The organism is Streptosporangium sp. NPDC003464 (assembly GCF_053588315.1).
This window is the reverse complement of sequence record NZ_JBSFPS010000287.1, coordinates 1-12,581: the sequence shown is the minus strand read 5'-3', so window position 1 is coordinate 12,581 and position 12,581 is coordinate 1. Positions and strand designations below refer to the sequence as shown.

Sequence of the window (12,581 nt, the reverse complement as noted above, 5' to 3'; positions counted from 1 at the left end):
CGAAGGCGGCGCGGTGCTCGGCACCGAAGTCGCCGGTGCGGGCGGCGGAGATGGTGTCGTCGGCGATCATGCCCACGATCAGCGGGACGTCCTCTATCCGGGCGGTACGGAAGTTCACTGCCATGGCGGCCAACTTATCGGGGGGACGGAGCTCAGGGGCGGGTCAGGGTTGCTCCCCGATGTGGACAAGGGGCTCGGAAGGGCAGTCTGATGCCATGAACGACGAACTGACTCGACGTGACGAGATGTCCCTCGCCGGAGCGGCCCTGCGCGGGGCGCCGTGGAAGGCCGCCGCGGTGACCGGCGGCGTGGCCGCGGCCGCCAGCTTCGGCTTGGGCCTGATCCTGCCCGGGGACGCCAGCCTCACCTGGGCTCTGTCGCTCGGCATCGGCCTGTTCACGCTGATCGCGGCGGTCGGCTCGGTCAGCAGGCCCAAGACCGGCGACCGGGTGACCCGGCAGGCCCGGCTCTGGGCCCTGCGCCACCCCTGGCGGTTCTCCCTCTACCCGGCGCTGGGCGCCGCCGCACTCATGTATCCCGTGCAGCTGATCGTCGACGACGAAGGCGTCTTCGGCGCGGCGCTGGACGCGCTCCAGGGCGGTGTCGCGGTGTATCTGGTCACCGCCGTCCTGGCCCTGACCCTCAGGGGGCGGGGGCAGTCGTCCCTGCCGCACGGTGGCTGAGCGGGTCCGTCCCGCCGGCGTCTCACGCCCGCTCGGCCACCCGCTTGATGCCCTCCAGGGTCCGCCGCATGTTGGCCTCGTTGTGGGCGACCCGGTCCCGGACACCGGTGACGAGCCGGCCGACGGCCCGCATGAGGGGGTTGCGGGTGGTCCAGGTGCTCTGCTCCACGTGGCAGCCCGTCTCGGTGGGCGTGATGCCGAAGCGCCAGACGGCCACGTGGATCAGACCGGCGGCCTGGACGTGGTAGGCGAAGGCTCGGCCGGGCTCGGCGGTGATCACCGTGCAGAGGGTGGACCAGCGCCGCCGCCCGTGCCTGTTGTGCCCGCGGAACCTGGCCCCGGGTCGCGCCTCCCGGACCGGTCCGACCCATCGGGCCCGCTCGCACTCCACGTTCCAGTCACCCATGTCGGTGATGTCGGTGACCAGGTCGTAGACCACCGCGGGCGGCGCCGCGATCTGGATGCTCACGGACGCGCTCGGGGGGCTCATGACCGCAGCATGTCCGACAGAACATCACTCCGGCAAGGGCTGCTACGCCTTCTCGTACCCCGCGCGGCAGACGCAGAACTCGTTGCCCTCCGGGTCGAGCATGGTCACCCAGCCGGTGCCGTCGGGGTTGCGCCGGTCGTCGTGGACCGTGGCGCCGAGCCCGAGCAGCCGCTCGACCTCCTGGTCGCGGGTGGTGCCCTCGGACCCGGTGACGTCCAGGTGGACGCGGTTCTTGACCGTCTTGCCCTCCGGGACCCGGATGAACAGCATGTTCAGCGCGCCCTGGAGAAGGATCTCGTCGTCCTCCTTGCCGCCGTCGGGGTGGATCACCCAGCCGGTGGCCTCGCTCCAGAAGGTCGCCAGCTCGTACGGCTGGGCGCAGTCGAAAGTCACGAAGTGAACGTCAATCATGCGCACACCCAATCGCGACACCACCTAAGTCGTCAAGCCGGTTAGCGGTGGCACCCGCGCGGGATCAGTGCCCGCCGCCGGCAAGGTTGAGGCCGACGACTCCGGCGAGGATGAGAGCGATCGAAGCGATCTTGAGGAACGACACGTCGTCGCCGAGGAACAGCATGCCCAGCGACGCGGTGCCGACGGCGCCGATGCCGGTCCAGACGGCGTAGGCCGTACCGACCTCGAGGCTCTTGAGACCGACCGCGAGCAGGCCGAAGCTGAGCACTGCGAAGACGACGAATCCGACGCTCGGCAGCGGCACGGAGAACCCGTGGCTCATCTTGAGCGAGTAGGCCATCGCGACCTCGAACAGACCCGCGACGATGATGATGACCCAAGCCATGACGGCTCCCTCCACAGGAGCGTCGTCTTTTCAGGCCGGGTACGGCGCGTCTCGTCCGGGAGCCTCCCGTCGGGGGCTCATCTGCTGGAACGCCGCGGGTCTCCTCCTGATTCCCACCAGAGTGTGAACCACCGCTCGCGCGGCAGCGGCCACATGTCCAGCTCGACCACCGCCGCGATGACCTCTGCGGCCCGGTCCTGACCGAGGCAGAGCCGCCGGCAGGCGCTCTCGGCCAGCTCCTCCAGCGTGCCGAAGCGGCTCAGCGGGGCCGGCCGCCACTCGTGGCGGACCTCGTGGCCCAGCGCCCCGGCGACGGCGATCACGTCGTGGGCCGTGGGCCGCTCCGGGCGGCGCAGGCCGTGGAAGTGCTCCCACAGGGGGGTGAGCCAGCTCATCGGATGGCGCTCGGTGAGCTCCAGGACGACCCGGCGGCGGGCGTGGCCGGACAGCTCGGTGAGGAAGGCCGCCAGGTCGGGCACGTTGTAGACGACGTGGGCGGCGACCGCCACGTCCGCCACCGGGGTCTCGGACGCGACGTCGGGCCACCGGCCCCGGACGGTCCGGACGGGGACGCCCAGCGCGTCCGCCCGGGACGTCAGCTCGGCCAGCATGTCGGCGGAGGGATCGACCGCGATCAACTCCCCCAGGCTCCCGGCCAGCGGCAGCGAGGCGGCCCCGGCGCCGGCGCCGACGTCCAGCACGGTCCCCCCGGCCGGGAGCGCCTCGGCGGTCCGGGCGAGGGTCGGCCCCTCCGGCTCCGCGAGCGCGAGGTCGGTCCGTCCGGCGAACCGGGCCGGCGAATGCCCCCAGGGGTTCTCCGGCGCCCGCGCCACGATCTCGTCGGGGATGGCCCACTGGGCGAGGTCCGATCGCCACTGTTCGTCCATGCGGCCGAGCTTAGGAAAATTCGCCGGGCCGGTCGATCAACGTCAGGGCCGGGAGTCGCCCAGGTCACCTGACCTTCCCCGGAGGAGTGTGACAAACGTCCTATCAGTACGGTTTTCTAGGGGTTACTGACGGGTAGCATTGTCGGTAAGGTTACTGGCCAGTATGTAAGAGTCCCGGTTCCCCCGGTTTCAAGGAGCAGACCCCATGGGCCACTACAAGAGCAACATCCGTGACCTGGAGTTCAATCTCTTCGAGGTGTTCGGGCGCCGGGACATCCTGGGCACCGGCCCCTACGCCGACCTTGACGAGGACGTCGTGCGGACCATCCTCGACGAGGTCAACCGCCTGGCGACCGGCGTGCTCGCCGACTCCTTCGAGGAGGGCGACCGCAAGCCCCCGGTCTTCGACCCCGCCACCGGCACGGTGACGATGCCGGAGGGCTTCAAGAAGTCCTTCGCCGCCTACCGCGACGCCGGCTGGACCAACATCGGCCTGCCCGCCGAGATGGGCGGCCCCGGCCTGCCCAACAGCGTGAACTGGGCGCTGGCCGAGATGATCCTCGGCGCGAACCCGGCGATCTGGATGTACGCCAGCGGCCCGGCCTTCGCCCACGTGATGCACGCGATCGGCACCGAGGACCAGAAGCGCTACGCGCAGCTGGCCATCGACAACCAGTGGGGCGCCACCATGGTGCTCACCGAGCCCGACGCCGGTTCCGACGTGGGCGCCGGCCGCGCCAAGGCCGTCCGGCAGCCCGACGGCACCTGGCACATCGAGGGCGTCAAGCGCTTCATCACCAGCGCCGAGCACGACATGGCCGACAACATCTTCCACCTGGTCCTGGCCCGCCCCGAGGGGCACGGCGTGGGCACCAAGGGGCTGTCGATGTTCCTGGTCTCGAAGTATCACGTGGACCTGGAGACCGGCGAGCTCGGCGAGCGCAACGGCGTCTACGTCACCAACGTCGAGAAGAAGATGGGCCTGAAGGTCTCCACGACCTGCGAGCTCACCTTCGGCGAGAAGCACCCGGCCGTGGGCACGCTGATCGGCGAGGTGCACGAGGGCATCAAGCAGATGTTCATGATCATCGAGCACGCCCGGATGATGGTCGGCACCAAGGCGATCGCCACACTCTCCACCGGCTACCTGAACGCCCTGGAGTACGCCAAGGCCCGCGTGCAGGGCGCCGACCTCACCCAGATGGCCGACAAGTCGGCGCCGCGCGTGACCATCACCCACCACCCGGACGTGCGCCGCGAGCTCATGCTCCAGAAGTCGTACGCCGAGGGCATGCGGGCGCTGGTCCTGCTCACCGCCACCTACCAGGACGCGGTGCAGATCGCCGGCTTCGAGGGCCGCCGCGACGAGCACGCCGAGGCGATGAACGACCTGCTGCTCCCGCTGGTCAAGGGCGTCGGCTCCGAGCGCTCCTACGAGCTGCTGGCCCGGTCGCTGCAGACCCTGGGCGGCTCGGGCTACCTGCAGGACTACCCGATCGAGCAGTACATCCGGGACGCCAAGATCGACTCCCTCTACGAGGGCACGACGGCGATCCAGGGCCTGGACCTGTTCTTCCGCAAGGTCCTGCGCAACCAGGGCGCGGCCCTCGGCGCGCTGTACGGCGACATCAAGTCCTTCGCCGCCTCCGAGGCCGGCAACGGCCGCCTCAAGGAGGAGCGCAAGCTCCTCGACGAGGCCGCCGACGAGGTCAAGGCCATGGCCGACACCATGGCGGGCTGGGCCATCGGCTCGCTGGAGACGCCGCAGGAGGTCTACAAGGTCGGCCTCAACACCACCCGGTTCCTCCTCGCCCTGGGCGACCTGGTGATCGGCTGGCTGCTGCTGCGCCAGGCCGAGGTGGCACTGGCCGCGCTGGGCTCCTCCGACCGCGACAAGCCCTTCTACACCGGCAAGGTCGCCGCGGCCTCGTTCTTCGCCCAGACCGTCCTGCCCAGGCTCGCCGCCGAGCGCCGCGTGCTGGCCGCCACCGGCCAGGACCTGATGGAGCTCCCGGAAGAGGCCTTCTGACCTCTCCCACCCCGGCCATCTGCTCCCGCGGCAGGCCGGACGAGGGGCGTCCCTGTTCCACAGGGGCGCCCCTCGCCCATTTCCCCCGCCCCCGCCCCCTCCCCGCACAGAGTCCTCCAGCTCTACGCACAGATCTCCCGCCCCTCCACGCGGACGCGGGGAAGCGGGGAGGCGCGTTGACACACGGGACAAGTTATTCTCATATTGAGATTATCTTGGATGGGGAGGACATGCGATGGACGGATCCCAGTTCCCGGCCGGCTACGATCCGCGGGCCTTCCCGGCGGTCGCGGTGACGGTCGACGTGGTGGCGCTGACCATCCGCCAGGGCGCGCTGCAGGTGCTGCTGGTCGAGCGGGGCGAGCAGCCCTACGCGGGGCAGTGGGCGCTGCCCGGGGGGTTCATCCGGCCGGGCGAGGATCTGCCGGAGGCCGCGGCGCGGGAGCTGGCCGAGGAGACCGGGCTCACCCCGCGGGCGCACATCGAGCAGCTCGCCAGCTACGGGGCCCCGGAGCGGGACCCCCGGATGCGGATCGTGTCGGTCTCCTACCTGGCCTTCGCGCCCGACCTGCCCGATCCCCGCCCCGGTACGGACGCGGCGGACGCCGCCTGGCACCGCGCCGACCGGCTGCCGGAGCTGGCCTTCGACCACGGCCGCATCCTCGGGCACGGGCTGGAGCGGGCGCGGGACAAGCTGGAGTACACCCCGCTGGCCACCACGTTCGTGGGCGAGACGTTCACGATCTCCGAGCTGCGCGGCGTCTACGAGGCCGTCTGGGGCCTGCCGCTGCACGCGGGCAACTTCCACCGCAAGGTCCTGTCGGTCCCCGGATTCGTGGAGAGCACCGGGGAGACCACCGAGAGCGGCGGAGCCCGGGGCGGCCCCCGGGCGAGGCTCTACCGGGCCGGCGACGCCCGGCTCCTGCACCCCGCGCTGCTGCGGCCCGCCCGCGAGGAGGAGGTCAGATGACCACCACGGCCGAGGCGGTCGCCCTGGTGGCCGCCGCACGCACACCGGACGACCTGTTCGGCCGGGAGGCCCCGCACCGGGCGTACCGGCGGCTGGCGCGGCTGCTCCATCCCGACCTCGCCTCCGGGCCGGACGCCGCGACGGCCTTCGTCAAGCTCGCGGGGCTGTGGGCGGCGCGGGACCGGGCCGGCCGGGCCGCCGAGACGGTGATCACCACCAGGCGCGGCACCTACCGGCTCACCGGCGTGTTCCGGCGCGGAGCCTCGGCCGTGCTGTACGGCACCGACGGCGACACGCTGCTCAAGATCCCGCACAGCCACATGGACAACGACCTGATGCGGCGCGAGGCGGAGGCGCTCACGACGATCGCGCGGGACGGCGATCCGCTGCTGCTGCCGTACGTGCCCCGCCTGGTGGAGTCCTTCCGGCACCGCTCGGGCGGGGTCGAGCGGCAGGCCAACGTGATCAGCCGGGCGCCGGAGGGGTTCGTGAGCCTGGCGGAGATCGCCCGGCGGCGTCCGGTGCTCGACCCGAGGGACGTCGCGTGGATCTGGCGGCGGCTGCTGGTGGCGGTCGGGACGGCCCATCGCGCGGGGGTGGTGCACGGCGCGGTGTTCGGGCACCACGTGCTGGTCCACCCGATCGACCACGGGCTGATCCTCGTCGACTGGGGCCAGTCGGTCCCGCTGGGCAGGCCGCTGACCGCCCTGGTGGCCCGGCACCGCGACGACTACCCGCCCGAGGTCCTCGCCAGGAGACCGGCGACCCAGGCCACCGACATCCACCTCGCCACCCGTTGCGTCGCCGCGCTCATGGGTGACCAGGCCCCCGCCCCGATCCGCGCCTTCGTCCGGGGGAGCCTGGTGGGCCCGCCGCGCGACGCCTGGCGGCTCCTGCGAGAGCTCGACGACCTGCTCGACGACCTGTACGGCCCCAGGAGGTACCGGCCCCTCCACCTGTGACCTCCGGCGCGGGACCTCCCGGGACCGGCCGCGCAGGACCTCCCGGGGGCGGCCGTACGGGGGTCCTCCGGGGCGGCCGTACGGCGGGCGGGCGTCACGCCTGGGCACGGAGGCGGCGCCGCAGCGGCGGTGTCATGTCCCGTCACGGAGGGAGGCCAGGAGCTCGATGGTCCGCGCCGGAGCGGGTTGACGCGGCCCCAAGTTATTCTCATACTGAGATTGTCTCTAGTTGAGAATAACGTCTGCCCGGCCTCGGGAGGTCCCCATGGGAAGCGGAATCTGGTCCACCGACGTCTACGCCGCCGCCGCGAGCTACCGCGCGGCCAGCGGTGCCAGCGCCTTCGCCTACAGCGACAGCGGCGCGCGCACCGTGCACGACGACCTCAACCCGTACGGCGTGGCGGCCCGGGAGAGCCGTGACTCCGACGAGCACCCGGCCACCGTGGCCGTCGCCGTCCTGTTCGACGTGACCGGCTCGATGGGCGGGGTGCCCCGCACGCTCCAGACCAAGCTGCCCGACCTGCTCGGCCTGCTGCTCCGCAAGGGCTACGCCGCCGACCCGCAGATCCTCTTCGGCGCGATCGGCGACGCCACCTGCGACCGGGCCCCGCTGCAGATCGGCCAGTTCGAGTCCGACAACCGGATGGACGAGGATCTGGGCAAGATCCTGCTGGAGGGCGGGGGCGGCGGCCAGCGGACCGAGTCGTACGAGCTGGCGATGTATTTCATGGCCAGGCACACCTCGCTCGACTGCTTCGAGAAGCGGGGGCGCCGGGGCTACCTGTTCATCATCGGCGACGAACTCCCCTACCCGAAGGTCAAGCGCCGCGAGGTCGGCAAGGTGATCGGCGACAGCCTCGGGCGGGACATCACGACCGAGGAGATCGTCGCCGAGCTGACCAGGATCTACGACGTCTACTACATCCTGCCCGCCGGGTCCGGCTACGCCGGCGACAGCCACACGCTGGCCGCCTGGCGCAAGCTGCTCGGCCAGAACGTGCTGGAGCTGGACGACCTGGACGCGGTCTGCGAGACGATCGCGCTCACGGTCGGCCTCGGCGAGGACGCCATCGACCTGGACCAGGGGCTCGGCGACCTCGGTGACCTCGGCTCGGCCGCGGGGGCCGCGGTGGGCAGGGCCCTGGCCAGGCTGGAGCGGGGCGCGCCGGTGGTGGGCGGGGAGCTCGACCTCCGCGGCGGCAGCGGCGTGATCCGGCTGTGAGCGAGCATGTGATCGTGGTCGACCTGGGCTACGGCGACGCCGGGAAGGGCACGGTCGTCGACTGGCTCTGCGCCCAGGGGCCGGTCCAGGCGGTCGTCAGGTTCAACGGCGGCGGGCAGGCCGGGCACAACGTCGTCCTGCCCGACGGGCGGCACCACACCTTCGCCCAGTTCGGGTCCGGGACGCTCCGGGGTGTCCCGACCCACCTGTCCAGGTTCATGGTCGTGGATCCGCTCGCCCTGGCCCCGGAGGCCGCGCATCTGGCCGGGCTGGGCGTCCCGGACCCGTTCGGGCTGCTCACGGTGGACCGGGACGCCCTGCTCGCCACGCCGTACCACGTGGCGGCGGGGCGGGCCCGGGAGCTGGCGCGCGGGGCGGACCGGCACGGGTCGTGCGGGATGGGCGTCGGCGAGACCATGGCCTACGCCCTGGGCCATCCGGGCCTCGGGCCGACCGCCGGCGACTGCGAGCACCCGGCGCTGCTCACCCGCAAGCTGCGCGCGCTCCGCGAGGCGCTGGGGGTGACCGGGCCCGCCGTGGAGGACTGCGTCGCCGCCTACCGGGCGTTCGCCGAGCGGGTGGCCTTGGTGGACTCCTCCTACACGGCCGCCCTGCTGCGCGGGCGCCCGGTGGTCTTCGAGGGGGCGCAGGGCGTGCTGCTCGACGAGTGGCACGGCTTCCACCCCCACACGACGTGGAGCACGACGACCTTCGCCAACGCGCTGGCCCTGCTCGACGGGGTGCCCGCCGTACGGCTGGGCGTGCTGCGCACCTACACCACCCGGCACGGGCCCGGTCCGCTGGTCACCGAGGATCCGGAGCTGGAGGCGGCCGAGGCGCACAACGCGGACGGCCCGTGGCAGGGGCCCTTCCGGGTGGGCCACTTCGACGCGGTGGCCCACCGTTACGCGCTGGCGGTCGCGGGCGGCGCCGACGCGCTCGCGCTCACCCACCTGGACGCCCCGGTGTCGCGGATGTGCGTCTCCTACGACATCGGCGAGCTGCCGGCGGGGCCCCCGGGCGACCTGGACCGGCAGGCCCGGCTGACCGGGCGGGTGCTGAGGGCGCGCCCCCGCTACGCCGGCGGCATCGACGCCGGCGACTGGCCCGGGGCCGTCGCCGACGCCCTGGGCGTCCCGGTCTGCCTGGGATCGGCCGGACCCACCGCCGCAGACAAGGTCCGCCTGAGTAGTGTGATCGCCCCCGAAAGGGTATGACCAACCACGCACGCTCCCTTTACCTGACCATTACTCGCGTCCGGAGGACCTGATGGGTGTCGGGGTCAGCATCTTCTTTCTCACGCTCGGCGCCATTCTCCGCTTCGCCATCGAGCCCGACGTCCTGGGCGAGGACGTGCACATCGACGTCATCGGCCTGATCTTCATGATCGTCGGCGCTGTCGGGATCGTGTTGAGCGTCGTACTGGCCCCCAAGCGCGGGCAGACGTCGGACGACCGCCTGATGCACCGCGAGAACACCCCGCCGGACGCCTAGTGCGCGGCGCCTAGAAGACGTACTGCACGGCCGCCCGTGAGGCCAGGATCGGCTTGATGTGCTCGGCGATCACGGCCTGGTGCACCGGGTGGTCACGGTAGACGAGATAGTCGTCGAGGCTGTCGAAGTCCGCTACGACCGCGAACTCGTGGTTGCCCGGGTTCACGCCCGCGTCGGCGCCGATGTCGTAGGCGCGGATCTCCGCGATGACCTCCGGCAGCTTGCCCAGCTCGGCCGCGACCGCGGCCCTCTGCTCATCGGTGGCCCCTTCGGCCCAGGTGAAAAGCACGACATGCCGGAACATGATCTTCCCTTCATTCGAGTTCCCAGCCAGCGTACGGCCACGCCCACAGCGGCCGGACAGCGGGGACTAAATCCCATTTAGCGTGGGTAGAACTATTTGTCCGAAATAGGGTGATATGCACAATTTATTTCTTATTTATGCACCTCTGCGGTGCTTTGCCAAAGCATAAGTGCTTTGCGGTGTCTTGATCGCTCCTCCTCCGGCACGCTGTGGATTGTCCGGCAATCCATGAGGACGGATCCGTCTTCGCGTGAAAAACGGAGGATCGCATGAAAACCAAGACTGCCGCCTCGTTCGTCGCGAGCATGATGGGCGCGGGACTCCTCGCTGGAGCACTCGCGGCAGCTCCCGCAGGAGCCTCGGTCACGCCCGCGGCGTCGACCCCGGCCGCCCAGACCGCCACCACGGCCACGAGCTTCGTCACCGGCTGCGGCTGCTGGAGACGCCGCTGCTGCCGCTGTCGCGGCTGGGGCGGGGGCTGCGGTGGCTGGGGCGGGGGCGGGGGCGGCTGGGGCGGCTGGGGCAGTGGATGGGGCGGTTGGTGGTAGACCGGGGACGGACCGGCCGGCTCCCCGAATAGGGCCGCCGGCGCAGGATCACACATGACCGGGGCGAGAGCACGTCCCCTCCCCGGCCGGCCCGGGGAAACCCGGGCCGGAAAACAGAGGCGTTTATCCGACGGACCCACACCCGAGGGTGAAACCCGATGGAGCATCCGCCTCCGCCGTCGAGCCCGCTCCTTTCCGGGAGCGGGCTCACTGTTTTCAGGAGCGGGCTCACTGTTTCCAGGAGCGCGCCACCGTTCCCAGGAGCGCGCCACCGTTCCCAGGAGCGCGCCACCGTTCCCAGGAGCGCGCCACCGTTCCCAGGAGCGGGCTCACCGCGTTCTCCCCGCCGCCTGGGGGCGGTCCCCTCCGGCAGTGGAAGGCGGTCCTCTCCGGCGACGGGAGGCGGCGCGCCTTTGTCGGCCTCTCGGCCTCCGGAGCTCCCGATCCCTTGGGCCCGGAGTTCTCAGTCCTCCAGGCCCCGGAGCCCGTCCCGGAGCGGGCGGGCCGCCGTGTTCTCAGTCCTCAGGCTCCGGAGCCCGTCCCGGAGCGGATGGAGGGCCCCTCCCCAGAGCGGACGGGTCCCTCAGAGCGGACGGAGGGCCCCTCCCAGAGCGGGCGGGGCCCTCGGAGACGGTCCCTCAGAGCGGACGGGCCGCCGTGCCACGGCGCCTGAACAGGCTGATCCTCGGGCGGCCGGCGTCCCGGGCCGTTCCCAGGACGATCGTGTGAGCCGCCTCGGGGATGAGGCGGAGGTCATGGGTGATGAGGATGGTCGTGCGGCCGGACATGAGACGCCGGAGAGGCTCCATGATCCGCGCCGCGGTGCGCGCGTCGAGCCCGGTCATCGGCTCGTCGAGGACGAGCACGGGGGCGTCGCGCAGGATCGCCCGGGCGATGGCGACGCGCTGGCGCTGCCCGCCCGATATGAGCCGGCCGCGCTGCCCGATGGGCGTGTCGTACCCCTGCGGCAGCGTGCCGATGAAGTCGTGCACGTCCGCCAGGACGGCGGCCCGGACGATGTCGTCCATGCCGGAGCCGGGGCGGCCGTAGGCGATGTTGTCGCGCACGGTCCCGGAGAAGAGCAGATTCTCCTGCTGGAGGATGGTGATGTTGTCGCGCAGCGACCGGCGCGGCAGGTCGCGGATGTCCACTCCGTCGAGGAGGATGCGCCCGACGGTGGGATCGTAGAACCGCAGCAGGAGCTTGGTGAGGGTGGACTTGCCCGCGCCGCTGGGCCCGGTGCACACGACGAGCTCGCCCGGCTCGGCGCTGAAGGACAGGTTCCGCAGCGTGGGGACGGTCCTTCCCGGGTAGGTGAAGCCGACCTCCTCGAAGTCGATCCGGCCGCGGCTCGGCGCCGCCGCAGGGACCGCCCCGTCGCGGTCGGTGACGGCGGGCCGGGTGCGCAGGATCTCGATGACGCGGTCGGAGCCCGCCGCCGCCTCGGAGACGGTGAGCGCGATCTGCCCCAGGTTCTGCACCGCCGGATAGAGATAGGCGAGGTAGGCGGCGAAGGCGAGCAGCCCGCCGATGGTGAGGCGGCCGGATGCGATCTCCCACGCGCCGAATCCCATGATGACGAGCAGGCAGACGGTCTCGATGACCTGGACGACCGGCCCGTAGAGTGCCGACAGCCGGGCCTGGGCCACGTTGGCCAGCAGCCAGGTGTGCCCCTCGGCGTGCAGCCGGCGCGCCTCGGTCTCCTGGCGGTTGTACGCCTGGACGAGGGACTGGTTGGCCAGCCCTTCCTCGATGACGCTGTTCATGGCTCCGTTGCTGAGCCGCTCGCGCGCGGCGACCCGCCTGAACCTCGACGCGAAGACCTTGGAGACGATCAGGAACGCCGGGACCATCGCGAACGTCACCAGCGCGAGATCCCACCGGATGTAGAAGGCGGCCCCGGCGAAGAAGATCACGCTGGCGACCGTCGTGAGGAGCCGGACCACGCCGGAGCCGACCAACTCCTCGATGGCCTCGATGTCGTCGGTGAGCCGGGCCATCAGGTCGCCCAGGCGGCGGTTGTCGAAGAAGTCCGGGGTGAGCGTCTGCAGGTGCGAGAACACCTCGCCCCGCAACCTCAGCAGGAAGCGCTCGCCGCCCAGGGCCGTGGCGTAGGCGCCGGTGAAGGAGGCCGCGCCCGCGACGACCACGAGGCCGAGCCAGATGAGTGCGGGGGTCCAGAACGCCCCCAGG

General features: G+C 71.6%; 14 protein-coding genes and 1 riboswitch. Of the genes, 8 read left to right on the top strand and 6 right to left on the bottom strand.

What is annotated here, in order from left to right:
* The first annotated feature begins 215 nt into the window (after nucleotides 1-215).
* Complete coding sequence (locus ACWDS7_RS40480) at nucleotides 216-683, top strand: hypothetical protein (RefSeq protein WP_451933588.1); 468 nt, start codon at nucleotides 216-218, stop codon at nucleotides 681-683.
* A 22-nt stretch (nucleotides 684-705) separates the two neighbouring features.
* Here ACWDS7_RS40480 and ACWDS7_RS40475 read toward each other — a convergent pair whose 3' ends face one another.
* The 4 genes from ACWDS7_RS40475 to ACWDS7_RS40460 form a co-directional block, all read right to left on the bottom strand.
* Nucleotides 706-1,173 carry an SRPBCC family protein gene (locus ACWDS7_RS40475; RefSeq protein WP_451933587.1) on the bottom strand — a complete coding sequence of 156 codons (468 nt, stop codon included), beginning with the start codon at nucleotides 1,171-1,173 and terminating at the stop codon, nucleotides 706-708.
* A 42-nt stretch (nucleotides 1,174-1,215) separates the two neighbouring features.
* Entirely contained in the window at nucleotides 1,216-1,584 is a 369-nt protein-coding gene (locus ACWDS7_RS40470) for a VOC family protein (protein ID WP_306862814.1), read from the bottom strand.
* Nucleotides 1,585-1,648: 64 nt separating this feature from the next.
* Complete coding sequence (locus ACWDS7_RS40465; protein WP_306862811.1) at nucleotides 1,649-1,972, bottom strand: DMT family transporter; 324 nt, start codon at nucleotides 1,970-1,972, stop codon at nucleotides 1,649-1,651.
* A gap of 16 nt (nucleotides 1,973-1,988) precedes the next feature.
* A riboswitch (guanidine-III (ykkC-III) riboswitch) is annotated at nucleotides 1,989-2,054 on the bottom strand.
* Complete coding sequence (locus ACWDS7_RS40460; protein WP_451933586.1) at nucleotides 2,050-2,859, bottom strand: class I SAM-dependent methyltransferase; 810 nt, start codon at nucleotides 2,857-2,859, stop codon at nucleotides 2,050-2,052. Its footprint overlaps the riboswitch before it by 5 nt.
* 205 nt (nucleotides 2,860-3,064) lie before the next feature.
* Here ACWDS7_RS40460 and ACWDS7_RS40455 point away from each other — a divergent pair, with 205 nt between their 5' ends.
* The 6 genes from ACWDS7_RS40455 to ACWDS7_RS40430 all read left to right on the top strand — a co-directional run bounded on the left by ACWDS7_RS40455 (nucleotide 3,065) and on the right by ACWDS7_RS40430 (nucleotide 9,536).
* Nucleotides 3,065-4,888, top strand: coding sequence for an acyl-CoA dehydrogenase (locus tag ACWDS7_RS40455; protein WP_451933585.1), 1,824 nt, complete (start codon nucleotides 3,065-3,067; stop codon nucleotides 4,886-4,888).
* Nucleotides 4,889-5,123: 235 nt separating this feature from the next.
* Nucleotides 5,124-5,858: an NUDIX hydrolase gene (locus ACWDS7_RS40450; protein ID WP_451933584.1), complete on the top strand. Its 735-nt coding sequence runs from the start codon at nucleotides 5,124-5,126 to the stop codon at nucleotides 5,856-5,858.
* Nucleotides 5,855-6,820: a lipopolysaccharide kinase InaA family protein gene (locus ACWDS7_RS40445; protein WP_451933583.1), complete on the top strand. Its 966-nt coding sequence runs from the start codon at nucleotides 5,855-5,857 to the stop codon at nucleotides 6,818-6,820. Before ACWDS7_RS40450 ends, ACWDS7_RS40445 begins: the two co-directional genes overlap by 4 nt.
* 265 nt (nucleotides 6,821-7,085) lie before the next feature.
* The gene (locus ACWDS7_RS40440) at nucleotides 7,086-8,042 is read left to right on the top strand and encodes a hypothetical protein (protein WP_306862797.1); all 957 of its coding nucleotides are present in this window, start codon (nucleotides 7,086-7,088) and stop codon (nucleotides 8,040-8,042) included.
* Nucleotides 8,039-9,259: an adenylosuccinate synthetase gene (locus ACWDS7_RS40435; protein ID WP_451933582.1), complete on the top strand. Its 1,221-nt coding sequence runs from the start codon at nucleotides 8,039-8,041 to the stop codon at nucleotides 9,257-9,259. Before ACWDS7_RS40440 ends, ACWDS7_RS40435 begins: the two co-directional genes overlap by 4 nt.
* A gap of 52 nt (nucleotides 9,260-9,311) precedes the next feature.
* Nucleotides 9,312-9,536: a DUF6458 family protein gene (locus tag ACWDS7_RS40430; protein ID WP_306862792.1), complete on the top strand. Its 225-nt coding sequence runs from the start codon at nucleotides 9,312-9,314 to the stop codon at nucleotides 9,534-9,536.
* A gap of 10 nt (nucleotides 9,537-9,546) precedes the next feature.
* On the opposite strand, the gene ACWDS7_RS40425 is transcribed toward ACWDS7_RS40430, so the two are convergent.
* Complete coding sequence (locus tag ACWDS7_RS40425) at nucleotides 9,547-9,840, bottom strand: Dabb family protein (protein WP_451933581.1); 294 nt, start codon at nucleotides 9,838-9,840, stop codon at nucleotides 9,547-9,549.
* A 269-nt stretch (nucleotides 9,841-10,109) separates the two neighbouring features.
* On the opposite strand from ACWDS7_RS40425, the gene ACWDS7_RS40420 reads away from it, so the two are divergent.
* Entirely contained in the window at nucleotides 10,110-10,388 is a 279-nt protein-coding gene (locus ACWDS7_RS40420; protein ID WP_306862786.1) for a hypothetical protein, read from the top strand.
* Between the two features lie 638 nt (nucleotides 10,389-11,026).
* Here the strand turns inward: ACWDS7_RS40420 and ACWDS7_RS40415 are convergent.
* The coding region (locus ACWDS7_RS40415; protein ID WP_451933580.1) for an ABC transporter ATP-binding protein at nucleotides 11,027-12,581 on the bottom strand (1,555 nt) is incomplete at its 5' end.